The sequence below is a fragment of the Microlunatus sp. YIM B11417 genome (genome assembly GCF_059617205.1).
The window spans coordinates 51,841-76,324 of the sequence record NZ_JCAMPJ010000010.1; the positions used below are offsets into that span (position 1 = coordinate 51,841).

The 24,484-nt window shown below is 69.3% G+C and carries 28 protein-coding genes, 1 tRNA gene and 1 riboswitch; of the genes, 18 read left to right on the forward strand and 11 right to left on the reverse strand.

Going from position 1 to position 24,484, the window contains the following annotated elements; all coding sequences use genetic code 11:
• The first annotated feature begins 7 nt into the window (after positions 1-7).
• From AC6CCG_RS29845 to AC6CCG_RS29855, 3 genes are read left to right on the forward strand one after another with little or no spacing between them, the layout of a single operon-like run.
• Complete coding sequence (locus AC6CCG_RS29845) at positions 8-1,213, forward strand: M20 family metallopeptidase (RefSeq protein ID WP_496658441.1); 1,206 nt, start codon at positions 8-10, stop codon at positions 1,211-1,213.
• Entirely contained in the window at positions 1,210-1,944 is a 735-nt protein-coding gene (locus AC6CCG_RS29850) for a maleate cis-trans isomerase family protein (RefSeq protein WP_496658442.1), read from the forward strand. Before AC6CCG_RS29845 ends, AC6CCG_RS29850 begins: the two co-directional genes overlap by 4 nt.
• Positions 1,945-1,954: 10 nt before the next feature.
• Positions 1,955-2,635 carry a GntR family transcriptional regulator gene (locus tag AC6CCG_RS29855; protein ID WP_496658443.1) on the forward strand — a complete coding sequence of 227 codons (681 nt, stop codon included), beginning with the start codon at positions 1,955-1,957 and terminating at the stop codon, positions 2,633-2,635.
• A gap of 9 nt (positions 2,636-2,644) precedes the next feature.
• Here the strand turns inward: AC6CCG_RS29855 and AC6CCG_RS29860 are convergent, their stop codons facing one another.
• Entirely contained in the window at positions 2,645-4,129 is a 1,485-nt protein-coding gene (locus AC6CCG_RS29860; RefSeq protein WP_496658444.1) for an NAD-dependent succinate-semialdehyde dehydrogenase, read from the reverse strand.
• Positions 4,130-4,219: 90 nt separating this feature from the next.
• Between AC6CCG_RS29860 and AC6CCG_RS29865 the strand changes: the two genes are divergently transcribed.
• Positions 4,220-5,476, forward strand: coding sequence for an aspartate aminotransferase family protein (locus tag AC6CCG_RS29865; RefSeq protein ID WP_496658445.1), 1,257 nt, complete (start codon positions 4,220-4,222; stop codon positions 5,474-5,476).
• A 66-nt stretch (positions 5,477-5,542) separates the two neighbouring features.
• Here AC6CCG_RS29865 and AC6CCG_RS29870 read toward each other — a convergent pair whose 3' ends face one another.
• The 5 genes from AC6CCG_RS29870 to AC6CCG_RS29890 form a co-directional block, all read right to left on the reverse strand.
• Entirely contained in the window at positions 5,543-6,937 is a 1,395-nt protein-coding gene (locus tag AC6CCG_RS29870; RefSeq protein ID WP_496658446.1) for an MFS transporter, read from the reverse strand.
• Positions 6,938-7,105: 168 nt separating this feature from the next.
• Positions 7,106-8,110, reverse strand: a complete 1,005-nt coding sequence (locus AC6CCG_RS29875; RefSeq protein ID WP_496658447.1) for an SAM-dependent methyltransferase — start codon at positions 8,108-8,110, stop codon at positions 7,106-7,108.
• A gap of 4 nt (positions 8,111-8,114) precedes the next feature.
• Positions 8,115-8,672 (reverse strand): TIGR03086 family metal-binding protein, encoded by a 558-nt coding sequence (locus tag AC6CCG_RS29880; RefSeq protein WP_496658448.1) that lies wholly within the window; start codon positions 8,670-8,672, stop codon positions 8,115-8,117.
• Positions 8,669-9,151: an SRPBCC family protein gene (locus tag AC6CCG_RS29885; RefSeq protein WP_496658449.1), complete on the reverse strand. Its 483-nt coding sequence runs from the start codon at positions 9,149-9,151 to the stop codon at positions 8,669-8,671. The genes AC6CCG_RS29880 and AC6CCG_RS29885 overlap by 4 nt, the downstream gene beginning before the upstream one ends.
• Positions 9,148-9,483 (reverse strand): ArsR/SmtB family transcription factor, encoded by a 336-nt coding sequence (locus AC6CCG_RS29890; protein ID WP_496658450.1) that lies wholly within the window; start codon positions 9,481-9,483, stop codon positions 9,148-9,150. The genes AC6CCG_RS29885 and AC6CCG_RS29890 overlap by 4 nt, the downstream gene beginning before the upstream one ends.
• Positions 9,484-9,587: 104 nt before the next feature.
• Between AC6CCG_RS29890 and AC6CCG_RS29895 the strand changes: the two genes are divergently transcribed.
• From AC6CCG_RS29895 to AC6CCG_RS29910, 4 genes are all read left to right on the forward strand, one after another.
• A tRNA-Val gene (locus tag AC6CCG_RS29895) sits at positions 9,588-9,664 on the forward strand.
• 349 nt (positions 9,665-10,013) lie between these two features.
• Positions 10,014-10,883: a hypothetical protein gene (locus AC6CCG_RS29900; RefSeq protein WP_496658451.1), complete on the forward strand. Its 870-nt coding sequence runs from the start codon at positions 10,014-10,016 to the stop codon at positions 10,881-10,883.
• A 178-nt stretch (positions 10,884-11,061) separates the two neighbouring features.
• Positions 11,062-11,152: riboswitch (ZMP/ZTP riboswitch) on the forward strand.
• Positions 11,153-11,218: 66 nt separating this feature from the next.
• Positions 11,219-12,022 (forward strand): dihydropteroate synthase, encoded by an 804-nt coding sequence (gene folP, locus AC6CCG_RS29905; RefSeq protein WP_496658575.1) that lies wholly within the window; start codon positions 11,219-11,221, stop codon positions 12,020-12,022.
• On the forward strand, positions 12,019-12,996 hold the full coding sequence (locus AC6CCG_RS29910) for a threonine ammonia-lyase (RefSeq protein WP_496658452.1): 978 nt from the start codon (positions 12,019-12,021) through the stop codon (positions 12,994-12,996). Before folP ends, AC6CCG_RS29910 begins: the two co-directional genes overlap by 4 nt.
• Positions 12,997-13,006: 10 nt before the next feature.
• On the opposite strand, the gene AC6CCG_RS29915 is transcribed toward AC6CCG_RS29910, so the two are convergent.
• Genes AC6CCG_RS29915 through AC6CCG_RS29930 form a run of 4 tightly spaced genes read right to left on the reverse strand, consistent with a single transcriptional unit; the run spans position 13,007 to position 15,028 of the window.
• Positions 13,007-13,783 (reverse strand): class I SAM-dependent methyltransferase, encoded by a 777-nt coding sequence (locus AC6CCG_RS29915; protein ID WP_496658453.1) that lies wholly within the window; start codon positions 13,781-13,783, stop codon positions 13,007-13,009.
• Positions 13,761-14,234 (reverse strand): MarR family winged helix-turn-helix transcriptional regulator, encoded by a 474-nt coding sequence (locus tag AC6CCG_RS29920; RefSeq protein ID WP_496658454.1) that lies wholly within the window; start codon positions 14,232-14,234, stop codon positions 13,761-13,763. Before AC6CCG_RS29920 ends, AC6CCG_RS29915 begins: the two co-directional genes overlap by 23 nt.
• Positions 14,231-14,584: a VOC family protein gene (locus AC6CCG_RS29925; RefSeq protein WP_496658576.1), complete on the reverse strand. Its 354-nt coding sequence runs from the start codon at positions 14,582-14,584 to the stop codon at positions 14,231-14,233. The genes AC6CCG_RS29920 and AC6CCG_RS29925 overlap by 4 nt, the downstream gene beginning before the upstream one ends.
• Positions 14,585-14,629: 45 nt before the next feature.
• Entirely contained in the window at positions 14,630-15,028 is a 399-nt protein-coding gene (locus AC6CCG_RS29930; protein WP_496658455.1) for a hypothetical protein, read from the reverse strand.
• 144 nt (positions 15,029-15,172) lie between these two features.
• Between AC6CCG_RS29930 and AC6CCG_RS29935 the strand changes: the two genes are divergently transcribed.
• From AC6CCG_RS29935 to AC6CCG_RS29980, 10 genes are all read left to right on the forward strand, one after another.
• Positions 15,173-16,543 (forward strand): ABC transporter substrate-binding protein, encoded by a 1,371-nt coding sequence (locus AC6CCG_RS29935; RefSeq protein WP_496658456.1) that lies wholly within the window; start codon positions 15,173-15,175, stop codon positions 16,541-16,543.
• A complete protein-coding gene (locus AC6CCG_RS29940; RefSeq protein WP_496658457.1) occupies positions 16,540-17,445 on the forward strand; it encodes a carbohydrate ABC transporter permease in 906 nt (301 codons plus the stop codon). The genes AC6CCG_RS29935 and AC6CCG_RS29940 overlap by 4 nt, the downstream gene beginning before the upstream one ends.
• Positions 17,438-18,310 carry a carbohydrate ABC transporter permease gene (locus tag AC6CCG_RS29945; protein ID WP_496658458.1) on the forward strand — a complete coding sequence of 291 codons (873 nt, stop codon included), beginning with the start codon at positions 17,438-17,440 and terminating at the stop codon, positions 18,308-18,310. Before AC6CCG_RS29940 ends, AC6CCG_RS29945 begins: the two co-directional genes overlap by 8 nt.
• Before the next feature lie 34 nt (positions 18,311-18,344).
• Positions 18,345-19,358, forward strand: coding sequence for an acyltransferase domain-containing protein (locus AC6CCG_RS29950; protein WP_496658459.1), 1,014 nt, complete (start codon positions 18,345-18,347; stop codon positions 19,356-19,358).
• Positions 19,359-19,399: 41 nt separating this feature from the next.
• Positions 19,400-19,711 (forward strand): ArsR/SmtB family transcription factor, encoded by a 312-nt coding sequence (locus AC6CCG_RS29955; RefSeq protein ID WP_496658460.1) that lies wholly within the window; start codon positions 19,400-19,402, stop codon positions 19,709-19,711.
• Entirely contained in the window at positions 19,704-20,222 is a 519-nt protein-coding gene (locus tag AC6CCG_RS29960; RefSeq protein WP_496658461.1) for an SRPBCC family protein, read from the forward strand. The genes AC6CCG_RS29955 and AC6CCG_RS29960 overlap by 8 nt, the downstream gene beginning before the upstream one ends.
• Positions 20,219-20,626 (forward strand): DoxX family protein, encoded by a 408-nt coding sequence (locus tag AC6CCG_RS29965; protein WP_496658462.1) that lies wholly within the window; start codon positions 20,219-20,221, stop codon positions 20,624-20,626. Before AC6CCG_RS29960 ends, AC6CCG_RS29965 begins: the two co-directional genes overlap by 4 nt.
• A gap of 69 nt (positions 20,627-20,695) precedes the next feature.
• Positions 20,696-21,037 carry an ArsR/SmtB family transcription factor gene (locus AC6CCG_RS29970; RefSeq protein ID WP_496658463.1) on the forward strand — a complete coding sequence of 114 codons (342 nt, stop codon included), beginning with the start codon at positions 20,696-20,698 and terminating at the stop codon, positions 21,035-21,037.
• A complete protein-coding gene (locus tag AC6CCG_RS29975; RefSeq protein ID WP_496658464.1) occupies positions 21,024-21,485 on the forward strand; it encodes an SRPBCC family protein in 462 nt (153 codons plus the stop codon). Before AC6CCG_RS29970 ends, AC6CCG_RS29975 begins: the two co-directional genes overlap by 14 nt.
• A 2-nt stretch (positions 21,486-21,487) precedes the next feature.
• The gene (locus AC6CCG_RS29980; protein ID WP_496658465.1) at positions 21,488-21,847 is read left to right on the forward strand and encodes a nuclear transport factor 2 family protein; all 360 of its coding nucleotides are present in this window, start codon (positions 21,488-21,490) and stop codon (positions 21,845-21,847) included.
• 11 nt (positions 21,848-21,858) lie between these two features.
• Here the strand turns inward: AC6CCG_RS29980 and AC6CCG_RS29985 are convergent, their stop codons facing one another.
• Entirely contained in the window at positions 21,859-24,393 is a 2,535-nt protein-coding gene (locus AC6CCG_RS29985; protein WP_496658466.1) for a PEP/pyruvate-binding domain-containing protein, read from the reverse strand.
• Positions 24,394-24,484 lie beyond the last annotated feature (91 nt).

The following is a 24,484-nucleotide window of genomic DNA, read 5'->3' on the forward strand; positions in this document are numbered from 1 at the left end:
ACCGTCGGTGCTCACCGACACCGAACGGAGTGTCCTCGACCAGATCGACGAAGGTCTGGTCACCGGGCTTGCCGCTGCCCTGGTCCAGGCCCCGGCCCGACATACGCCGAACGTCAACCCGCCCGGCGGGGAGGCGCCCACCGTCGCCGTGCTGTCCGACCTGGCCGGCGAACTCGGGCTGGAGGTGGTCACCAGCGAGGTGGCGCCGGACCGGTCCAACGTCTCGGTGCGACTGCCCGGCGGCGACGAGCCCGGCCTGCTGCTGCTCGGGCACACCGACGTGGTGCCGATCGGCGAGGGCTGGACCGGCGATCCGTGGAGCGGCCGGGTCTCCGGCGGGCGGCTGTACGGGCGCGGGTCGGCCGACATGAAGGGCGGGCTGGCCGCCTGCCTGACCGCGATGGCGGCGATCCGGCGGGCGGGCGTGGTGCTGCCCGGCCTGGTCGAACTGGCCGCCGTGGTCGACGAGGAGGACCACGGTCTCGGCATTCGGCACTTCCTCGGCAGCGAGCGGGGCCGGTTCGCCGGCTGCATCGCGGCCGAGCCGACCGACCTGCAGACGATCATCGCGGCCCGCGGCGACTCCTACGTCGAGTTCACGATCACCGGCCGGCACGCCCACTCCGGGCTGCCCAGCGAGGGCGCGAACGCGATCGTCGGCGCCGCCGCCGTGGTCGGCGCGATCGAACAGTGGCACACCGAACTGGCCGCGTCGGCGCACCTGCTGGCCGGCGCCGCGACCTGGAGCATCGGCAGCATCGCCGGCGGCAGCGGACCGACCGTGGTGGCCGGCGAGTGCACGATCGTCGCGGACCGGCGGCTGCTGCCGGGCGAGTCCGCGAACGCCGTGCTGGAGGACGCCCGGAACCGGCTCGGCGACCTCGGGCTGTCCGCCCGCGGGCTGTCGGTCCAGGTCCGGATGACGATGGACATGCCCGGCTTCGAGACCGCGCCGGGCCATCCGCTGGTCCGGACCGTCGAGGGCGCCCTGGGCGATGCCGGCGGGCCGCTCTGGGGGCTGGGCGGCTGGACCGCGGCCTGCGACGGCGGCTTCATCGCCCGGGACGCCGGCATTCCCGTCGTGGTGCTCGGCCCCGGGTCGGTCACCCAGCACGCGCACCGGCCCAACGAGTCCGTCCCGGTCGAGGAGTTGGTCACCGCCGCCCGTGCCTACGCGCTGACCGCGCTCCGGCTGATCGGGGGTGCGTCGTGACCGCCGAGCCGGTGTCGGTCGGGCTGCTCTACCCCGGCCACAGCGCGGAGGACGACTACCCCGCGCTGGTCGAGCGGCTCGGCGGCCGGATCCGGCTGCCGCTGGTGCACACCAGCGTCGGCGAGGACGCGCACCGGGTGGACGCGCTGCTCGATCTCGGCGGTGCGGACCGGCTGGCCGAAGGGGCCGGTCGGTTGGCCGAGAGCCGGCCGGATTCGATCATGTGGGCCTGTACGTCCGGCAGCTTCGTGTTCGGCTGGGAGGGCGCCCGGCAGCAGGTCGACCGGCTCGCCGAGCTGCTCGGCAAGCCGGCTTCGTCGACCTCGATCGCCTTCGTCGAGGCGGCCCGGTCGCTCGGGCTCACCCGGGTCGCCGTCGCGGCCTCGTACCCGGAGGACGTGGCGGCCCGGTTCGTCGAGTTCCTGGGCCGTGGCGGCGTCGAGGTCGCCGGCTGGGGCTTCCGGGACATCGTGACCGCGGCCGAGGTCGGCACGCTGGGCCGCGACGAGGTGATCGGGATCGCCGTCGACCATGATCATCCAGAGGCCGAGGCGGTGCTGGTGCCGGACACCGCGATGCATTCGCTGGCCTGGCTGGACGACCTCGAGACCGCGGTCGGCAAGCCGGTGCTGACGGCCAACCAGGTCACCGTCTGGGAGGGGCTCCGGCTCGCCGGCGGCCCGACCACGCTGCCAGGGCTCGGGCGCCTGTTCGCCGGGTCCGCCGGGTGAGGGAGGAACGATGTCGGGGCGTCGCGCCATCGAGCCCGTACCGACGGCGTCGACGGCGAGCCTGATCGCCGACCGGCTCCGGTCGGCGATCCACAGTGGGCACTTCGCGGCCGGCGAGCAGCTGCACGAGGTGGTGCTGGCCCGCGAGTTCGGAGTCAGCCGAGGCCCTTTGCGGGAAGGGATGCAGCGGCTCACCCAGGAGGGCCTGCTGGTGTCGATCAAGAACCGCGGCCTGTTCGTGGTCGAGCTGACCGAGGCCGACGTCCGTGACGTCTACCTGGCCCGGTCGGCGATCGAGCACGCCGCCGCGGAGGAGATCTTCCGGACCGGCAACCCGGAGCGGTCCGGGCTGCGCCTGATCAAGATCTGGCAGGACATGGAGAAGGCCGGGCAGCGCAACGACGTCGTCGCGATCGGGCACTGGGACGTGAAGTTCCACGAGTGCCTGGTGGCCCAGGCGAAGAGCCCGCGGCTGTCCCGGATCCACCGCACCCTGATGACCGAGACCAAGTTGTGCATCAACGCCCTCGGCGGCAGCTATCCCCCGCCCGACGAGCGCGTCCCGGAACACAAGGCGATCGCCGAGGCGATGCGCGACCAAGATCGACAACTCTTCGACCGGCTGCTCACCGCGCACATGGAGGACGCGATCCAGCGGCTGGCCAAGGTGGTGCCCCCGCCCGCTCGCTGACTCCCTTGATCATTTCGGCATCGCGATGCCGATGTACTTCGTCTCCAGGAATTCGTCGATGCCGATCGCGCCGCCCTCGCGGCCGAGGCCGGACTGCTTGACGCCGCCGAACGGCGCGGCCGGGTTGGAGACCACGCCCTGGTTCAGCCCGACCATGCCGGACTCGATCCGCTCGGCCATCCGCAGCGCCCGGCGAAGATCATTGGTGAAGACGTACGAGACCAGGCCGAACTCGGTGTCGTTGGCCAGCGCGACCGCGTCGTCCTCGTCCTCGAACGGCGTCAGCGGCGCGACCGGCCCGAAGATCTCCTCGTCGCTCATCCGGGCCTCCCGCGGCACCCCGGACAGCACGGTCGGCGGATAGAAGTAGCCCTTCCCGCCGAGCGGCACGCCGCCGGTGAGGACGCTCGCCCCGCGATCCACTGCGTCCTGGACCAGCTCGGTCACCTTGGTCAGCGCGGCGGCGTCGATCAGCGGCCCGACCTGGACCCCGTCGCCGGTGCCGGGACCGACGGTCAGTTCGGCCATCCGGGCGGCGAGCCGGCGGCCGAACTCGTCGATCACGCCGGACTGGACGTAGATCCGGTTGGCTGCCGTGCAGGCCTCGCCCATGTTGCGCATCTTGGCCTGCAGCGCCCCGGTCACCGCCTCGTCCAGGTCGGCGTCGTCGAAGACCAGGAACGGCGCGTTGCCGCCGAGCTCCATCGAGGTCCGGAGCACCTTCTCGGCGCACTGCTCCAGCAGGATCCGGCCGACCTTCGTCGAGCCGGTGAAGGAAAGCTTGCGGGCCAGGCCGGACCTGATCATGGGCTCCAGCACGCCGCCGGCGTCGGTGCAGGTGATCAGGTTGACCCCGCCGTCGGGCAGCCCGGCCTCGCGCAGGATGTCGATCAGGGCCAGCATCGACAGCGGCGTCTGCGGGGCGGGCTTGATCACGCTGGCGCAGCCGGCCGCGATCGCCGGGCCGAGCTTGCGGGTGCCCATCGCCATCGGGAAGTTCCACGGAGTGATCAACAACGCCACGCCGACCGGCTGCTTGGTGATCAAGAACCGAGCGTCGCCCGCCGGTGAGACCTGGTAGCCGCCGTCGATCCGTACCGCCTCGCCGGCGAAGTGGCGCAGGAACTCGGCGGCGTAGACGATCTCGCCGCGCGCCTCGGCCAGCGGCTTGCCCATCTCGGCGGTCATCAGGGCGGCCAGGTCGTCGATCCGCTGGTGCAGCAGCTCGAACGCCCGGGTCAGGATGTCGGCGCGCTGCCGCGGCGACAGGGCCGCCATGGCCGGCTGGGCGGCGACCGCGGCGTCCAGCGCCTTCCGGCCGTCCTCCGGGCTCGCGTCCGCGACCGCACAGAGCACTTCCCCCGTCGCGGGGTCGAGCACGTCGAAGGTCTTGCCACCGGTCGCCGGCTGCCAGGCGCCGCCGACGAAGAGGTCCTTCGGCACCGCGTCCACGATGGCGGGCCGGGCTGACTGCGTCGTCTCCGAGGTGCTCATAGCGCAACCGTACTCGCTGATCTCGACGCCTCGGAAGCCGCTTGTTAGGCTGGAATTATTGTCAACAATCCGACGATCAACGAGGTCATCATGGCGCAGCTCTCCCCCGTTCTGGCGCAGGCGAATCCGGTTCTCGCGGCCCGCGGCTCCGGGGTGGAGATCTTCGACGACGACGACCGCCGCTACCTCGACTTCACCGCCGGCATCGGCGTCACCAGCACCGGCCACTGCCATCCGCGGGTGGTCGAGGCGGCCCAGCGGCAGGTGGCGACGATCATCCACGCGCAGTACACGACGGTCCGCAACAAGCCGATGCTCGAGCTCACCGAACGGCTCGGCCCCGTGCTGCCGGAGCCGCTGGACCGGGTGTTCTTCGCCAACTCCGGTTCGGAGGTGGTCGAGTCGGCGCTGCGGCTGGCCCGGCAGGCCACCGGTCGGCCGAACGTGATCGTCTTTCACGGCGGCTTCCGCGGCCGTACGGTCGCCGCGGCCACCATGACCACCTCCGGAACCAGGTTCCGGTCCGGCTTCGCGCCGCTGATGGGCGGAGTGCACGTGGCACCGTTCCCGGATCCGGGCCACTTCGGCTGGCCGGTCGAGGACTGCACCGACTTCGCCCTGAAGCAACTCGACTATCTGCTGCAGACCGTGTCCGCGCCGGCCGACACCGCAGCCTTCCTGGTCGAGCCGGTGCTCGGTGAGGGCGGCTACGTGCCGGGCAACACCCGCTTCTTCGCCGGGCTGCGGGAGCGGGCCGACCGGCACGGCTGCCTGTTCATGATCGACGAGATCCAGACCGGGTTCGGCCGCACCGGACGATTCTGGGGCGGTGATCATTTCCAGGTACGGCCCGATGTCCTGATCACCGCCAAGGGCCTCGCGTCGGGGTTCCCGCTGTCGGCGATGGCCGCGCCCGCCTCCTTGATGGAGCAGGCCTGGCCCGGTTCCCAGGGCGGCACCTACGGGGCGAACGCGGTCGCCTGCGCCGCCGCCTGCGCGACCCTGGACGTGATCGAGTCGGAGGGATTGGTCCGCAACGCCGAGGAGCGCGGCCGGCAGCTGACCGACGGGCTGGCCGCCGTCGCGAAGGACCATGATCAGATCACCGACGTGCGCGGGCTCGGGCTCATGATCGGCAACGAGTTCCGCGATGCCGAGGGCCGTCCGGACGGGGCCACCGCGGCCGCCGTGCAGCAGGAGGCCTCGCGCCGCGGGCTGCTGTTGCTGACCTGCGGGGCGTACGGCCAGGTGGTCCGCTTCATCCCGGCCCTGGTGGTCTCACCCGCCGAGATCGACGAGGCCGTCGGGCTGTGGGCGGGCGCCGTCGCTGCCGTACTCGCTCGCTGAACACGCCGCAGGGCGAGGCCCGGAGCGGACCTCGCCCTGCGGCGGTCGGTGGTCAGTCGGTCAAGATCAACGGAGACCGAGGTCCGGCATCGGGCCACCCCGCGAGCCGGGCCGGCGACCGGCCGGACGGGAGATCACGCCGGGCACTCCGCGGCCGCGCAGCGACACCCCCTTGGTCTCGACCACGAAGACCAGAGCGACGATCCCGACCGCGCAGGCAGCCATCGTGTAGAACGCAGGGATCAGTTGGTTGCCGGTCGACTCGATCAGACCCTCGTTGATGCTCGGTGCGGTACCACCGAACAGCGAGGTCGCCAGGTTGTAGGAGATCGCCAAGGCCGCGAACCGGATGTGGGTCGGGAACATGGCCGGGAAGGTCGCGGAGATCGTCGCCAACTGCGGCACGTACAACAGACCGAGAACGGCAATTCCGATCAAGGCACCTACCGCGTTCGTGCCAATCAGCAGATACATCGGCACGGCCAGTACGAAGAGGCCGATCAGCGAGGCCCACCACATGGGCTTCCGTCCGACCCGATCCGACAAGGCTCCGGCGAAGGGAACGAAGATCATCATGGCCAACTGCGCGATGATCGGAACAAGCAACGCCATCGTGGAGTCCAGCCCGATCTGGACCTCGAGATAGGTCGGCGTGTACGAGATCAACGTGTAGTTGACGACGTTGAGCGCGATCACCAACCCGAAGAGCTGCAGCATCGGCCGCCAGTACTGGGTGACCATATCCCGGAACTGTGTCTTGGCCGTCGACTCCTTCTGGCCGGCTTCCTCCAGTTCCTGGAAGATCGGGGTGTCCTCCATCCTCGACCGCAGGTACAGCCCAATGAGCCCCATCGGAGCGGCGATCAGGAAGGGCACCCGCCAGCCCCAGGCCATCATCGCTTCCGGGCTGAGGATCTGCGACGCCGCGAACATCAACAGCGCGCCGAGCGAGAACCCACCGAGGGTCCCGAACTCGAGGAAGCTGCCGTAGAACCCCCGCTTCTTGTCCGGCGCGTACTCGGCCATGAACGTCGCCGCACCGCCGTACTCGCCACCGGTCGAGAAGCCCTGGATCAGCCTCAGCAGGATCAACAGAAGTGGCGCTGCGTAGCCGATCGTCGCGAAGGTCGGCAGCAACCCGATGCAGAGCGTGGCGCCCGACATCAATAGAATCGTGATCGCCAGGATCTGCTTCCGTCCCAGGCGATCACCCAGCGGCCCCCAGACCATCCCGCCCAACGGACGGATCAGGAAGGACACGGCGAAGATGCCCAGTGTGATCAGGACGTTCTCGCCCGGGATCAGGTTCGCCGTGATGTAGGCCGTCCCGTAGGCGTAGAGCCCGTAGTCGAACCATTCGGTCGCGTTGCCGATGGCCGACGCGCCGACGGCACGGCGCAGGGTTCTGGGATCGACTTCCTCCGGTGGTTTGGCGGACTCGGCGGCTGCTGCATCAGTCATCGAACTCTCCTCCGTCCCGGCCCGGGGCGGCCCCGAACCACGGCAGCGGCGCCTCCGGGCACCAGCGGCCGTAGGATTGTTGACAATCTCCTGGTAACGATACTCAGGAGCGTGCCCAAGGGCCAGCCTTCGGTACGGAAAGCCCGTGACAATCCGTGGCGGCGGCGATTACCGCCGTCGGCCGACGACCGTAACTTCGTTTCGGTTGTGATGCAACTGTCGAGCGAAGATGATCTTGTAGGAATCGCCCAGATTCCCAAGCGCACGGTCGATGTTCTCGACCGGCCGGTTGGTGGTGATCTTGAGTGTGATAATGATCAAGTCACCCGGGCGCTGCAGTCGAGCCGCCGTGATCATGGTCCGGACCGATTGCAGCGGGTCCATCCGCATGTCGTTGACGATCACCTGGAAGGTCCGCTGGGTGCGCCGGATGAACTCCCCCGCGGTGGTCCGGTGCCAGCTCAGGTCGGGCCGGCGCGCGAGCGACGGGGCCGGCTCCCCCGGGTCGACACCGTGCACCCGGCGAGCGCCGTACTCGAGCAGGATCCGGCTCCAGCCGCCCGGGCTGGCCCCGAGATCGAGCGCGTCGCCGCTGATCGTCAACGGCAACAACGAGAACAGTTCCTCGAGCTTGTGCTCGGCCCGCGAGATCTGGTGCGGCGAGTCGGCCAGCCGGACCCGACCGCCGGGCCAGTCGGCCAGCGCGTCCGCCGTTCGGGTCCGACCGACGACGACGCGCCGCTCACCCAGGCAGACCGCGAGGACGTGGTCGCAGCCGGCTCGCCGGACCTCACGGCCGTCAGTCGCCAGCCGGGCGGCGATCGCCGCCCGGATCGCCTCGGGCCGGTGCCGGCTCCGGCCGCTCGCCCAGACCTGCACGGCAATCGGGCTCTTCGCCGGCACCGCCGACGTCGCGAGGTCGATGATCACGGCCGGGTCGTCGGCCTGGTCGACTGGCAGCTGCGCCGTCGCGTTCGCCAGATGCCGGACGAACCGGAGGTCACCGGACCGCGCCGCCGTGACCACCTCGGCCAGTCCCGCACCGTCCAGGCGGATCAGGCCGGCGTCGTCACCGACGGCGACATGATCAGCCACGGGCAGTGATCGTTTGAGCTCCTGCACCGCGAACCGGTAGTAGCGATCCGCGGCGGAGAACAGGACTTCGGTCGTCACCAGCTCAGGGCTGCCGGCCGATGAACGCGATCAACTTCGTCTGGACGTCCGCATCCTCGGGCACCTCGACCTTCGGCCCGTACTGCCCACTGGCCCGCAGCACCTCGTCCAGCGATTCCATGCCGGCCAGCAGTTCCGCCGCGAACTCCTCGTCGAGCGTCTCGTCCTGTCCGGTGGCCCGGGCCAGGTCCCAGGTGTGCATGAAGACGTCGGCGGTGAAGAAGTTCTGCACGGCCTGCGGCAGGGGATGACGCCCGGCCACCGGATGATCAAGGAACTTGCCCTCGGTGGCCGGGTCGTCCAGGAGTTGCTGGATCCCGTCGCTCATCGTGGTCCAGTTGGCCAGCGGGTCCTCGGTGACCGGAGGTCCCTGCGGCAGGTTGATGCCGGCCCCCGAGGCCAGGAAGGCGGGGAACCATTCGGTCAGGTGGCCGACGACGTCGCGCGCCGTCCAGCCGTCCGGCGGCGCGGGCTTGGCCCAGTCCGGCTCGGCGACGTTGCGGACGCGTTCGGTGAACCCTGCGGCGACCTGCCGGTAACGCTCAGCGGGTGTCATGGTCATGGCTCCTTCGTCAGTTGGTCAAGAATGGCATCGATCCGCCGGAGAGATCGATTCAGCCCGGCCTCCATGCCGGAGCTGACGTGGTTGTCCCGGTGCTCCCGGCTGCCGTGGCGCACGGTGATGATCATCGTGGTCCGGCCCTGCTGCTCGGTCAGTCGCAGTTCGCTGATCGCCTCGACACCGGGATTGCCCTCGAAGCCCTCGGTCGAGACCAGCCGGCGCGGCCGGTCGATCACGCGATAGGTGCCGTACCAGCCGAGTTCGGTGCCGTCGGCGTCGCGCGACACGTACCGCCAGCGTCCGCCGACCCGGAGGTCGATCTCGCAGACCACCAGCGGAGCGTCGGGCGAGGTCCACCACCGGCGCACCAGGTCCGGCGTCGTCCAGACCGTGAAGACCAGCTCACGAGGAGCATCGAACGTCCTGGTGATCATGATCTCGGTCTCACTGGGCAGCGTCACCGCGGTCTCGTTGATCATGAGCTGCCGTCCTGCAACTCGGCCAGCAGGGCGTCGAACCGGTCGAACCGATCCGACCAGGTCCGCCGCAGCCCGGACAACCACTTCTCCATCGGTACCAGCGCGGCCGGCTCCAGTCGGTAGACCCGGCGCCGCCCGTCGTTGCGTACCCCCACCAGGTCGACCGCCCGCAGCACCGCGAGGTGCTTGGACACCACCGGCTGCGGCAACCTGAGCGTCTCCACCAACTCCCCCACCGACCGCTCCCGGGCCGCCAGCGCGCCGATGATCTCCCGGCGGCAGGGCTCGGCCACCGCGTTGAACACGTCGGAGGTGGTCGCTGCCCTGGCCATATCGTGATCATATTCCACTATCGACATACGTCAAGCCCGGCGGCGGAATCGCCTTTGGCCCGCCGCCCCGCTGCCGTTACTGTTAGTCGACGCACACCCGGTGCGGGCGCATAGCTCAGCTGGTTAGAGCACCTGCCTTACAAGCAGGGGGTCAGGGGTTCGAGTCCCTTTGCGCCCACCAGACCCCTTGTTCGCAGGGCAATTCACCTGCTTCCGAGGAGATCGCGACCTGGTGCGGAGGATCTGGTGCGCCGGATCGTTGTTGATCTTGGCGTGTGCCCAAGCTTTCGCCGGTGCGGACTGGATCGATGGATCGTCTTCAGTGCCGCTCGGTAAGCACGAATCGCACCACTCGGTCACGAGGATCACATTCCCATAACTATCACTCCGTGGATGTGGGGTGAGCGTAGCTTCATCCGCGTCGGGGGCAGCACCTCTTTCTGCATGAGATCTCCTGCACTCTGGCAACGGTCCCATCCACCCAGCTTCCCGCAGGAGGGAGTCATGCGTAGGGCTTTCTTCTCGCGGTGGTGGGGGCAGCGGTTCTCGCGACCACCATCGCGGCGCCGGCTGCCGCGGAACCGCCGACCACTCCCCTTTCTGGAGCGATCTTCACGACCGATGCCAGCGGTGTGCCCGTCAATCTCAACAGCTACGGCGCCAAGGAGGACGTCTACCTCAACGGCGGTCCAGGCATCAACGCACCCGCTGACGCCGCGGGGCTCCCGGCGGGAACGTACAGCTTCCAGGTCACCGACCCATCGGGCAAGACGCTGCTCTCCACCGATCCGGTGACCTGCCGGCAGTTCACCGTCGACACCAGCGGCGTCATCCAGGACGTCACGCCCTCGGGTGCGTGTGCCCACCTGACCGGCGCTGAGGGCGAGGACGGTGGAGCCACCGTGCAGCTGTTCCCGTTCGCCGACACCCCGAACAACGGCGGTGTCTACAAGGTCTGGGTAAGCCCGACCGAGCTGCTGGACTGCACCGCGCCCGGGAACAAGAACTGCTTCGTCCCCCGCTACAGCAAGACCGACAACTTCAAGGTCCGCGACAACGTACCGATCGAGATCGACACCCGGTTCTCCGAGCACGGCACGCCGGGCTACATCGACGGATTGGCGGTGACGTGGACCGACACTGCCGGAGCCGGCAACGTCAAGTATTCCGAGTACAACCCCGCGGTCCTGGCGTTTCACGAAGCACACGTCGAAGCGGTCGAGCCGGGACAGCACTTCATCACGATCAAGGACCAGCCGGGCTGCATCATCGACGACGTTCACGGTCCGAACGGGACGACCTACCAGCCGGCCGACGGGGCCGTGACCGTTCCGGTCTCGGTCGCGAGGAACACCCAGAAGTCCGCGACCTACTTCGTCGACGTCCACTGCGCGTCGTGATCATGAGCGACCCGATTCCCTGACGACCAAGGGAATCGGGTCGCTCAGCCTCGTACGGCACCGACACGGCTGCGGCGTCTCCAGGGCCGCCGCATCCCGCGGGGCCATCCGAATCTCTTGTCGCCGCATCCCGGCGATCGGCCCCGCCGAAGAACCTCGAGTGATCTTGCTAGGGTGTCGATCGGGCCGTGACTGGCGTCTTGCGATGGATCACCATCAGGGAGCGGCCTCGTCGACGTGACGTCGTGCCGTGCGCCTGGGCTCTGGTTGATCGAGATCCGGGAGACACGGCTGTGCTACCTCATCTGGCTCCCCAGGGAGAGCCCCGCCCGACGCTGGTCGGGATCGTCAACGTCACCGAAGATTCGTTCTCCGACGGGGGAAGGTTCCTGGCTCCGGCGGACGCCCTCGCGCAGGCGCACCGCTTGCACGCGGCGGGGGCCGACGTCATCGAGCTCGGACCGGCCGCCAGTCATCCGGGAGCCGAGCAGGTGACGGCCGAGGAGGAGGTGCGGCGGCTGGAACCGGTTCTGGAGGAGTTGGTCGCCGCCGGGATCGCAGTGTCGGTGGACTCGTACCAGCCCCGGACCCAGCAGTTCGCCGCCGCTCGCGGCGCAACGTTCCTCAATGACATCGAGGGTTTCGCCGACCCGGCACGGTACGCGGAGCTGGCCGACAGCGGCTGTCGGCTCGTCGTCATGCACTCGGTGCAGCGGCACGGTCCCGCCACCAAGGTTTGCACCGATCCCGAGGCTGTGCTGGCCGGCCTGCTGCGCTTCTTCGATCAGCGGCTGGCCGCGCTGCAGGCGGCGGGCCTGGACGGCGAGCGGCTGATCATTGATCCCGGACTCGGCTACTTCCTCGGCGCCACACCGGAACCGTCGCTGGCCGTACTGGCCGAACTCCACACGATCAGAGCCCGGTACGGCGTTCCGATCATGGTCTCGCCGTCGCGGAAGTCGTTCCTCCGCGCGATCACCGGGCGGAACCTCGCCGGGATCGGGCCGGCCAGCCTGGCCGCCGAGCTGTACGCCGCCGGCCAGGGCGTCGACTTCATCCGGACCCACGATGTCGCGGCCCTCCACGACGCGCTCGCGGTCGTCACCGCCGTGGACCGGTACGCGGGAGCCGCACGATGACCCGGCTCGACCCGGCTCGGATCCGGGCGGCCCGAAGCATGATCAATCCGGTCTTCCTCGACTCTCCCCTGTACCGCTGCGAAGCGCTGGACTCCGTCCTCGGCTGTGCGGTGAGCATCAAGCTCGAGACCGCGAACCCGGTCCGCAGCTTCAAGGCGCGCGGGACCGAGGTGGTGGCGAGCCGGGTCTCCGAGACCGGCCCGCGCGCCATGGTGTGCGCCAGCGCGGGCAACCTCGGCCAGGCCCTGGCCTGGTCCGGTCGGCGGCGGGGACTCGAGGTCACGGTCGTGGCCTCTCGCCATGCAGCCAAGGCGAAGCTCGACCGCATCCGTGCGCTGGGCGCGAGGTTGGAGCTGGTGGACGGCGACATCGAAACGGCGCGCGAGCGGGCGGCAGCCATCGCCGGTGATCACGGCATCCGGCTGGTCGAGGACAGCCTGGACCTCGAGACCTGCGAGGGCGCTGCCACCATCGGCCTGGAACTGGTCGAGCACCGGTCGGCCGAACCGCCGTTCGATGCCGTCCTGATCGCGCTCGGCGGCGGCGCCCTGGCGACCGGCGTCGGTCACGTGATCAAGGCCCAGGCGCCCCGAGTCGAGGTGATCTGCGTCCAGCCGTCCGGGGCACCGGCGATGACGCGTTCCTGGCACGAACGACGCGTCGTCACCACGGACTCGATCCACACCATCGCCGACGGCGTCGCGGGCCGGCACCCCATCCCGGAGGTCTTGGGCGACCTGCTCCTCGTCGCGGACGACGCCGTCCTGGTCTCCGAGAAGTCGATCATCACGGCGATGCGCCTGTTGTACGAGCACGCCGGCCTCGTCGTCGAACCGTCGGCCGCGCTCGGTCTGGCGGCCGTCCTCGAAGATCATGATCGTTTCGCCGGCCGGCACGTCGTCACGATCGTCTGCGGCAGCAACGTCGACCTGGACGCCTACCGCGCCTGGCTCGACGGGGCTCCTCCGGCCTGAGTTCTCCTGGTCAGGACGGCATCGCGCGCACGAGGACGAGTGATCCTTCGAAGGTCGGCCGGCGGCGAAGCTCACCGTACGACGCATCCCAGGCACCACTCTCGAGCGACTCCGCGAGCACCCGCGCGTACGTCTCGCGAACATCCGGTGCGACGAAGCTCCAGGCCGAGCACGCCGAGCGCGCCTCCGGGATGAGCAACTGCTCCGGCCGGCCGTAGTAGGCCTCGTTGAACCCGTCGGTGCAGTCCAGCGGGATCGGCACCAGGTCCACGGTCACGTCGCCGCCCAGTCCGTCGCGCAGCCGGCGGATCGTCGGGTACCGACGGCGCTCGGTCTCGATCACCTCCGGAGCGTACTCGGTGAGCCAGAAGCGGTGCAGCAGGTCGGGATCGCAGGTCAGGATGACGACCGGCCCGCGGGTCACCCGGCGCATTTCGGCGAGGCCGGCCTCGAGGTCCGCCCACTGATGCACCGAGAACGTGGTCATGGACGCGTCGAAGGAGTCGTCGGCGAACGGCAGCGCTTCGGCCACGCCGTCGATCGCCGGCACCAGCGAGGGCGGTCGCTGGCGGCGCATGCTCTCGGATGGTTCGACCGCGGTCACCGACCGATCGGTCGGCTCGTAACTGCCGGCACCGGCGCCGACGTTGAGCACCGTCGTGGCGTCGCCGAGGGCGTCCCACACCGTCTGGGCCAGCCGCGGGTCGGGCCGGCGGAAGTCGCTGTAGGACGTGCCGATCACTCCGTAGTCCGCGTCACCCGCACTACCGTCCGCGGTTCGCATCATGGTTTCCTCTCTCGTCAGGTTCGTCCTCGGCCAGCACGCCGCGCAGCCGCCGGAGCAGGTCGACGGCGGCGGCGAGTTCTGCTTCGGTCACGGCCGCCGCCGTACGTTCGGCCCAGGCCAGTCGCCGCGGCCGGATACGGTCGAGCGTGCGGCGCCCCGCCTCGGTGAGATGCACCAACGGGGCTCTCGCATCGGCCGGGTCCGGGGTTCGTTCGACGAGCCCGGCAGCCTCCAGTTGGGCCACGGACTCGCTGGCCGACTGACGTCGCAAGCCGCGTCTCCTGGCGATGCCGGCCACGCTGCGCGGGCCGTGCGCAACGGCACCGAGCGTCAGCCAGCGCGAGGCCGTGAGATCGTCCTCGGCCACAATCGCATCGCCCGCCCGCGTGAACGCGTCGGAGAGCCGAAAGACCTCGTCCACCAGCTCGGTCAGCCGCCGGGCGGAGCTCATGCCCGCTCGCTCAGACAGACCACATGGCCATCGGCATCGCGTACGACAGCCATCCGCTCGCCCCACGGACGAACCTCAGGAGCGTCGACGATGGCACCGCCCGCCGCCGCCCAGCGGGCGACGACCTCGTCGAGCGCCGGGGTCGCGAACCCCACGGCCACCGCGGTGTCGGACGGCGAGGACGCCCGTTCGTGCAGCATCAACTCGACGCCGTCGGCGCTGCGCAGCCAAGCGAATCCCGGGGCGCGGTTCGCGATCTCCAGCTCGAGGACCCCGCGGTAGAAGGCGAGAGCCTCCTCGAGGTTCGTCACGGAGACGACGATGCGCTGGAGGGTCACGGCACGACTCATGATCACGATCCTCCCTCGATTGACAGGGCCCTGTCAATTTCGGATTCAGCTACCCCGCGTGGAGTCCACGACCGGCGAGCGGAGTCTCAGTGGATTGCGATACAGCACGACACGTACGCCCGGGAGTGTCCGTTCAAGATCAACAAGAACGGCGAGATCGACCTCGGACAGGGGCGCCGCCTCGATCACCCGGCACAGCTGCACCGTGCCTGCCGCCCGGTGCCCGCCCTGCTCGCGGTAGGTCATCGCAAACTGACCGGTGAGCCCTTCGAGCCGCCGTACGACATCCGCAACCGCACCGATCGGCACCTGGAACTCCGCCCAGTCCAGCCGCGCGAGCAGCTCGCCCGGCAACCGCAGCAGCCATGGGAAATGCGCCCGAAACGCCAGCTCGCGAGACGCTCCCGACCCACAGGGGTGATCTTCGGCCTGCAGCGTCACCACCTCCTGATTGGATACGTATACATGAATATCGATTCTGCGACCCCTCGGCCCGGCTTCTATCTTGTCGAGCTGATCAATCGAGGTCTAGACTTTCCAGGAAACCGGATTAGTTTTCGATATTTCGAAACTAGTGGAGGGTACGTCATGATCAATCAGATGACCCCTGCGCCCACGCTGAGTCGTCGTTCACTGCTCCGGGCCGCCGGCGCCATGGGTGTCGCAAGCGGAACTTTCGGACTCGCCGGCTGTCAGAACCCGGCAGGGGGCGGTGCCGGGTCCGGCAACGTCACCTTCTGGCTGACACCGAACGCCTCCGATGCCGAGATGGCGGCCTATGTGAAGCGGATGACGACGGGGTTCGAACAGGCGAATTCGGGGACCAAAGTGTCCAGCCTGGTCATTCCGTGGGAGAACGCTCTGACGAAATACACGGCCGCCTTCTCCGGCGGCACACCGCCCGACGTCACGTACCAGATCATTCCGTGGATGAACAAATGGCGGACGACCGGTGTCCTGGCCGATCTGCGCCAGCACTTCTCCGATGCCGACTTGGCCCCGATTCTCGAAGGTTGTCCCCAGGGATATCTGGACGCGGCGCAGGGCGACAACGGCGAACTGCTGGCTGTCCCGTTCACCCAGGGCTACTTCTCTCTGGTGCTCAACCTCGACATCTGGGAGAAGGCCGGCAAGCCCCCATTGCCCAGGACGTATGACGATCTGGTCGAGTTCGCCAAGGCCCTGACCATGGACAAGTCCGGCCGCCGGCTCGGCGACTCCGGGTTCGACAGCACGAGCATCGCCCACTACGGGATGAACTGGCCCCTCGTTCCGGCAGCCGAGGACAATTACGTTTGGCAGTACTTCTGGGCGTACGGGAGCGACTACATCTCGGCCGATCACCAGGACATCGGCTTCAACAACGACGAGGGGCGCGCGGCGCTGCAATCGCTCAAGGCGATGAGCGACTCCGGTGGCGCCACGCCGCCCGGTTTCTACACCGACAACAGCAAATGGGGTGCGGCCGTCTATTCCGGTGCCGTGGCCATGCAATGGACCGATCAGTTCACGCCCGCTCAGGCCAAGCAGTTTCCGAAAGCCCGGGTCAAGGTGATCGACCTGCCGTCCGGACCAGCAGGAAAATTCGTTGTCGCCGGCTGCGGATACTGGGCCGTCTCGGCCAAGAGCCCGAACCTCGACAAGGCGGTCGCACTCGCCAAGTTCCTGCTCAGCCCGGCCCAGGCGGACGATTACATCCGGATGATCCTCGGCCGTCCCACCCGCAAGGTTCAGGGCGACTACTACTCCGAACCGCTCGCGGACCCGCGGATCAACACCTTCCTCAACGAGTCCAGCGCCTACGGCCAGTACGCCCGCCCGACCCTCATCCTGCCGTACCAGCCGCAGGAGTACCTGCTCGGCAAGATCAACGACTACCTGTCCGGCCGACAGGAGCTCGACGCCATGATCAGCGACGCCTCCAACCACGTCCAGCAGATGGCGAAGGCGGCCGGGTGAGCACGACGGCCCGGCGCCGGTCCGCTCGTCGCCGCCTGATCGCGGGTCGGGACGCGCTGCCCTTCGTGCTGCTGAAGGCGGCGGTGTTCGTCACCTTCGTCGTCATCCCGGTCGGCTACACGTTCTACCTGACCTCCCAGCGCGGCTCGCTGCTCAGCGGGCTCCGGTTCGCCGGGCTCGACAACTACCGGGCCGTGGTCCAGGACACCTTGTTCTGGGCAACTCTGGGCAACACCGTGATCTTCATGGCGGTCCTGATCCCGGCCACGATCGTGGCGGCGCTCGCGCTCGGCACGTTGCTGTCCGCGCAGGTCCGCGGGATGGGGATCTACCGGACCATGATCTACCTGCCGTCGCTGCTGTCGGTGGTTGCGACCGGTGTCGTCTGGAAGGTGTTGATCGACTCCGAGACCGGCCCGCTCGATCTGCTGATCCGTACGGTGTTCGGGATCCAGGTGCCGTGGCTGACCAGCGGAACCGTCACGATCGTGTTCCTGTCGGCGATCACGTTGTGGGCGACGGCCGGGTTCTACGCCTTCGTCTTCATGTCGGCGTTCAACGAGATCCCGGAGTCCTTGCTCGAGGCCGCCCGGCTGGACGGGGCGAACCTCTGGCAGGTGTTCGTGTTGATCAAGCTCCCGATGATCAGACCGGTGATGCAGGTGGTTCTGGTCCTGGTCACGGTGAACACGATCCAGGTCTTCGATCTGGTCTATGTCCTGACCCAGGGCGGGCCAGGAACCTCCACCTACACAGCGATGTGGTACATCTACCAGAACGCCTTCAACGGCGGCAGTGTGCCGTATGCGGCCACGATGAGCGTGGTCATGCTGGCCTTCACCGCCCTCGTCTCGGCGATCTTCGTCGCCCGGCGCGACACCGGGACGGTCGGCTATGGCTGACCTGGCCACGGAGGCCCTCCCGCTGCAAGCCCGGGCCGTTCCGCGCCGGCGACGCGGCCGGGTGCTGCGGGTGGTGCCGCTCCACATCGCGGGCGTGCTGGCCAGCGCCGTGTTCGCCGGGCCGGTCCTGTTGATCTTGCTCGCCTCGTTGATGACGAGCACCTTCGCCACGATCTCCTTCGACGTCCGGTCCTGGACACTGCAGAACTATGTCGAGCTCGTCCAGCTGCAGTCGTTCACCCGCTGGATCGGGAACAGCGTGATCGTCGCCGTCTGCGTCACTGCCCTGACGGTGGTGCTGGACACCCTCGCCGCGTTCGCGTTCGCCAAGATCGACTTCCCGGGCCGCGGGGCCGCCTTCGCCCTGATGCTGGGCACCCTGATGCTGCCGTTCTCGGTCACGCTGGTGCCGGCGTATCTGATCGCGTCGTCGTTCGGCATGATCAACCAGTACTCGGGACTGATCATTCCGGCGATCGCCGGGCCGTTCGGCGTCTATCTGCTGCGGCAGTTCATCCGCGGCATCCCGGATTCGATCATCGAGGCGGCCAGGATCGACGGCGCCTCCTACCCGCGGGTGTTCGCCCAGATCGTCCTGCCGCTGTGCCGTCAGCCGATGGCGGTGCTCGCGATCTTCACGTTCATCGGCAACTGGAACAGCTTCGTCTGGCCGCTCCTGATGGCGCAGAGCGAGGACATGATGACCCTGCCGGTCGGCATCGCGACCACGAACACCCAGTTCGCGCAGAATGTCAACGGCATCAATGCCGCCACGGTGTTGAGCCTGCTGCCGATGGCCGTGCTGTTCGTCGTGTTCCAGCGCTACTTCGTTCGCGGGGCCCTGGCCGGTGCCCTCAACGCCTGATCACCCACCCGCCCGCACGAACCCTGGAGAACCCATGACCGCTGATGAAGCCGTCGGCGCCGCGGACGTCCGATCCGGCGTCCGGGACCGGCTCGGCCTGTCGCCGGCCGGCGACGAGGTCCTGGCTCGGCTCGACCGCCTCGGCCCTCCGCCGGAGCCGATCACCGTTCCCGGCGACGACCTCGCGGACCTGCTGACCAGCCTGCGCGTGACCGAGCAGGACCAGGCCGAGATCGCCGCCGAGCGCCCCGACCGGGAACGCGACCCGGACCGCTGGTGGCTCCTGGAACGCTGTTGCCACGAGCTTCAGCAGACCATGGGCGGCGCTGGCACGATCGACGGCTGGCCCGCCCCGACCGCGGCGATGGGCCGCTACTTCTACGTCTGGGTGTTCCTCGCCCACGTGCCCGTACTGCGGGCCCACAACGACGCCCGCGGCATCCCGGCGGACATCACGACGGCGACCATGGCCGAGCTCGCCGCGCAGTTGTTCTATCACCGGTCGATCAACGGCACCGGCGGGCTGAGCGCTCAGCAATGGCTGACCGCCCACTTCCGCGGTGTGCTCTACCGCGTGGGTCGGCTCCTCTACGAACGGCAGCGCTGCTGGTTCGACGCCGGCTCCGGCCCGGCGCGGGGCGACCTGGCGCTCGGTGTCCACATCCCCCGCGGCCGGCTGACACCGGAGTCGTGCGACGAGTCACTCATGGCCGCGACGGAGTTCTTTGCCGAGCACTTCCCGGACGAGCGACCGCTGCGGTGGGCGACCTGCGTCTCCTGGGTGCTGGATCCCCAGCTCCGCGAGTACCTGGACGCCACCACGAACCTGCTCCGGTTCCAGGACCGCTTCACGCTGCTCGACGAGCCGAAGCCCGCGAACGGCGACCAGCCCACCGTCGAGGCGATCTTCGCCCGCTCCCTCGGCGACGGCTCCGGTCTGCCCCGCACCACCTCGCTGGAACGCGCGATCGACGATCATCTGCGCCGGGGCCGCCATTGGCACTTCCGAACAGGCTGGTTGGCACTGCCCGGATCACCTGACAAATAGATCAGGTTTGGCGTATATACGCATTTAGTTATTCTTGTGCCATGGACGTCTTCGAAGCGGTCGCCGATCCGAGCCGGCGGAGCGTGCTGGAACTGCTCGCGGACGGTGAGCAGCCGGCCGGCACGCTGGTCGCCGGCCTGCCGCGGCTGAGCCAGCCGGCGGTCTCCCGGCACCTGCGAATCCTGCGCGAGTCCGGCCTCGTCGACGTTCGGCCGGACGGGCAGCGCCGCCTCTACGCGCTGCGCCCGGACGGGTTGTCCGAGATCGACCGGTGGATCGGCCGCTACCGCCGGTTCTGGTCCGACCATCTCGACGCGCTGGAACGGCACCTGGAGCGTTCGAACGATGCCTGATCACGACGGCGTTCTTGATCATGGCCGAGAGGGTGCGGTGATCAGTTTCGTCCGGCGACTGCCGTACCCGATCGAGAAGGTGTGGGCCGCACTCGCCGATCCCGATGAGCGGCGACAGTGGTTCGGTCCGACCATGATCGACGGCAGGGCGGACGGCCGGATCGACCTGGTGCCGACCGGCCCGGCGGCCCCGGTGCCGGACAAGCGGATGACCGGCCGGATCCTGGTCTGGGACCCGCCCCACGTCCTGGAACACGAATGGCGGCAGGCGCCGATCGAGGACGGCGTCGTCCGCTACCAACTCGAGGCCGACGGCGACGAAACCGTGCTCCGCTTCACCCATCGCGGGCTGAGCGCTCGCAACGCCCGCGGGTTCCTGCCCGGCACCCACGCCTACCTCGACCGGCTGGCCGCCCACCTGTCCGGAGCGATCCCGCCCAACTGGATCCGCCGGTACGACGAGCTGGCACCGGGCTATGCCACTCCCGCGGCGGAACAAGGAGAACGATGACCCGGACCGACAAGGCGGCGCGGCGGCTCGCCGCGATGTTCCTGTTCGGCGGCAGCCTGCACTTCCTGGCGCCCGTCTGGTTCGACAAGATCATCCCGTCGGCACTGCCGGGCCGGACGCGCGCGTACACCTATCTGTCCGGGGTCGGCGCGCTGGCGATCGGAGCCGGGCTGACGACCCCGGAGACCCGGCGCCCGGCCGCGGCAGCCGCCGCCGCGTTCCTGATCGGCGTCATGCCGGCCAAGATCAAATTGGCCCGTGACTGGCTGGACAGCGACAGGCCCCGCTGGGCCAAGGCGCTCGGCGTCGCCCAACTCTTCTGGCAGGCTCCGCTGATCGCCGACGCGATCAAGGCCGGCACCGATCCACAGCAGGCCGACGCTCACGGCTCGCGCGCACGTTGATCGGTGAGCACTCCCAGATCTCCACCCACAGCCGTTAGTACAAACATTCATTTGTGATACGGTCGCGTCATGGCACCCGAACCCGCCGCGGAACTCGATCTCGCCCTGCGGGCGCTGGCCGACCCGAATCGGCGGGCGATCCTCGCCGTCGTGCGGACCGGACCGCGGCCGGTCGGGCAGATCGCCGAGGAGGTCGGGTTGTCGCAGCAGACGACCTCACACCATCTCGGCGTGCTCCGTTCGGCCGGGCTGGCGAGTCGTACGGCGGAGGGCACCCGGCACCTGTTCGCGATCAACACGGACGGGCTGGCGGCGGTGCGGTCGTATCTGGACGACTTCTGGCCGACCAAGCTGGCCGCACTCAAGGCGGCGATCGAAGCGCGAGAGGACACGGACCGTGGCCGCGTTTGAGACGTCGATCGAGATCGAGGCGCCGCCCGAAGTGGTGTTCGAGTATCTGACCACCGACGCCGGGATGACCGCCTGGATGGGCCAGTACGCCAGCCTCGACCCACGGCCCGGCGGCCGGTTCGCCGTCGACATCGCCGGGTACGCGATCCGCGGCGAATACCTCCAGGTCGAGCGGCCGCGCCGAGTCGTCGTGTCGTGGGGCAGCGTCGGCACCGAGAGCCTGCCGCCCGGCTCCTCCACGGTGGAGTTCGTCCTGACCCGTACCGTCCTCGGAACCCTGGTCCAACTGACCCACGCGGACCTGCCCGAACCTGATCTTCCCGGCCACCAGGACGGCTGGGCACACTTCCTGCCCCGGCTGCGGATCGTCGTCACCGGCGGCGATCCCGGCGTCGATCACTGGCGCCCCGGGACCGACCGGCAGCACCGATTCCAGAAGGAGAAATGATCATGACGCAGAGCACCGCCCAGACCGTCGTCCGGGACTACCACCAGGCGTGGACCAGTGGCGATGTCGATCAGGCCATGACCCTCGTCGCCGACGACATCACCTGCCGTGCCCCGGGGATCGATCTCGTCGGCAAGGAGGCCTACCGGGAGTACCTCGCCGGGTTCGCGCCGATGCTCACCGGGATCGGCGACATCGCCGACTTCGCGACAGAGGACAAGGTGGCGCTGTTCTACTACCCGCGTACGGCAGCGACCGGCAGCGCGCCCGCCGGCGAGTGCTTCACGGTCCGCGACGGCAAGATCATCGAGAACGTCCTGGTGTTCGATCGCCTCTCGTTCTCGCCGCCCGCCGCTTCCTGAGCGCCGCGACCTCACCCGCTCATGATCATGACGGTGCCGGCGGCGCCGTCGACCGTGACGCGGTGCCCGTCACGGAGCTGTCGGGTGGCTCCGGCGACGCCGACGACGGCCGGGATGCCGTACTCGCGCGCCACGGTGGTGCCGTGCGAGATCATGCCGCCCGTCTCGGTCACCAGGGCCGCAGCGTTGAGGAACAGCGGCGTCCAGCCCGGATCGGTCGAGGGACAGACCAGGATCTCGCCGGCGCTCACCGAGGCGGGGTGCGGGTCGAGCACGACCCGCACCGGACCCGTCGCCCGGCCCGCCGCGGCACCGAGCCCACGCAGCATCGAGGTCGACAGCTGATCCTCGTCCGTCGCAGGCAGGCCGACGACGGTGCCGTCGGAGAGCACCACCGAAGGAACGTGCCGACGCTTCAGTTCGACGGCATACGTCTCGCGCCGCTGCCGAACGAGCTCGCGCACCGGCGCACCGTCCAGCGCACTGCGTAGCTCGGCGAGTCGGAGAAACATCACATCGCCCGGACCGGCCAGCCTGCCGCGCTCGACGAGTTGATCACCGAGCACGAGCAGTTCGGTCCGCAGCACGGCGAATCCACGCATCAGAAGGAGTTTGGGCAGTTCGCGCAGGCCGCGCAGTTCCCGCGATCGGCGCAGCAGCTGCCCGACCAGCAGCCGGCGCAGCGGCCTCCACCACGGGACTCGACGGGTCAGCGCGACGACCTCGGCCTCCGCCTCGCGCCGGGCTCGGTCGAAGTTCGTGCGGGCGTTCTCGCCGGTACGGATCGCTTCGACGTAGCTGGCCAGCGACGCGAGCAACGGAGTCGGGTCGTCGCTCCAGCGTGGCGTCCCCAGGTCGATCTCGGCGGGCCCGCGGCAGCCGAACTCTTCCAGGAAGGCGCGCAACCCTCTGCCGATCGGCTCGGCCAGGGTCCCCAGCCGGTGACGCTCGGCCAATGCGCGGGGATCGCCCTCGAGGTCACCCGCTGCGCCCGCGGCCTCGATCGACTCGGCGAGGGCCCAGAGCGAGAGGTCCATCTCGGTGGTCGGATTGGCCGGGATACCGCGGTAGGCGGCCTGAACCTCGGCGCTGCTCGCGAGGCCGTCGAGCAGCCGCGTAACGTACTGCTGGGACCAGCTTCCCGCGGTGTTCGCCGCTCGCGGCAGCGTCGACTCGATCCGGCAGAGTCCCCGGTACGCGCTCTCGATGAACCGCACCCGTGCCTCCGGGGCTGCGCCCGGTGCCGGCACTCCACCGGCCGATGCGACGAGCGCGGCGAGCTGCCGTTCCGCCTGCTGCCGCGCCAAGGTCCGCGCGGCCCGGGGAAATGCCAGTGCCGCGATCATCGATGGCTTCATCCGGCGCCGGGCGACCGGCCGGCGATCGCGCGGCCCGGCCGGGCGAACGGTGAACCGGGCGTCCCCGGCCAGGCTGTCGATGATCCGGCCCGACGGCGCCGCCAGGCTGTCGGCGAAGGCCACCAGCTGTTCGCGCTTCGCCGGATGCACGACGCCCTCGGTGATGTCCCAGTAGAGCCAGCCGCGCACGTCGGTGATCACGGTGGAGAACCCGATCGAGGCGAGATAGGTCTGCATTCCCTGCTGCCGGGTCATGATCATGGTCGAGCCGATCGGCGTGAACGGCTGGGCCAGTCCCTGATAGACGTTGACGGACCAGTAGGCCCGCAGCCCGTCGTCGGGGGCGGCCGGCGTCGGGAAGGCCGTAGTGACGGGCCTCGCCTGGGTCAGCCAGAGGCGCCCGGTCCGGTCGATCGCCCACTCGGCGTCCTGCGGCGTGCCGAACTCCCGTTCCAGCCGGCGACCAAGATCACGGAGCCGTACCAGCTCGTCGGCGCTGAGACAGCCCGAGGGGTGTGCGACGCCGCCCTGCGCCGGCACGACATAGTGGTCCGGCACCACGGTCCCGGCCACGACCGCCTCGCCCACGCCAGCCACCGCCTCGATCACGGTTTCGGACCGGTTCCCGGTCACCGGGTTCACGGTGTGCAGGACCCCCGCCTTGGCCGCGTCGACCATGCGCTGGACGACGACCGCCATGGCGACCGCACCGTGCTCGACCGCCCTGGCTTCCCGGTACGCGATCGCTCGCCCGGACTGCAGCGACGACCAGCAGCGCCCGATCGCCTCCTCGACCGCGCCGGTGCCCCGGACGTCGAGGAAGGTGTCGTACTGGCCCGCGAAGCTGGCGTCGGCCAGATCCTCGGCCGTCGCGGACGAGCGGACCGCCACCGCCACCGGCGCCGGCTCGGGGCCCGACAACGCCAGGTAGGCAGCACGGACGGCCGCCCGCAACCCGGGAGCGGACAGGCCGGACCAGGCGTTGCCGACACCGCCGCGCCGAGCCCGCGTGGTGATCACGAAGCCTTCCGGAACGTCGAAGCCGCGTTGGATCAACTCGGCCAGACCGGCCGCCTTCCCGCCGACCAGCGGCCGGTGTTCGGCTCTGATCTCGTCCAGCGACAGCAGCAGGGGCTCGCGGGCCGCTCCCGGTCGAAGGCGGTCCGGTGCATCGGTCGTATCGGTCATCCGCCAACCCTGGCAACCCAACCGCGGTTGAGTTCAAGCCGACGTCCGCGCATTTCGTTGCGGGACCGCTGTCCGATCCGGCCGCAACCAT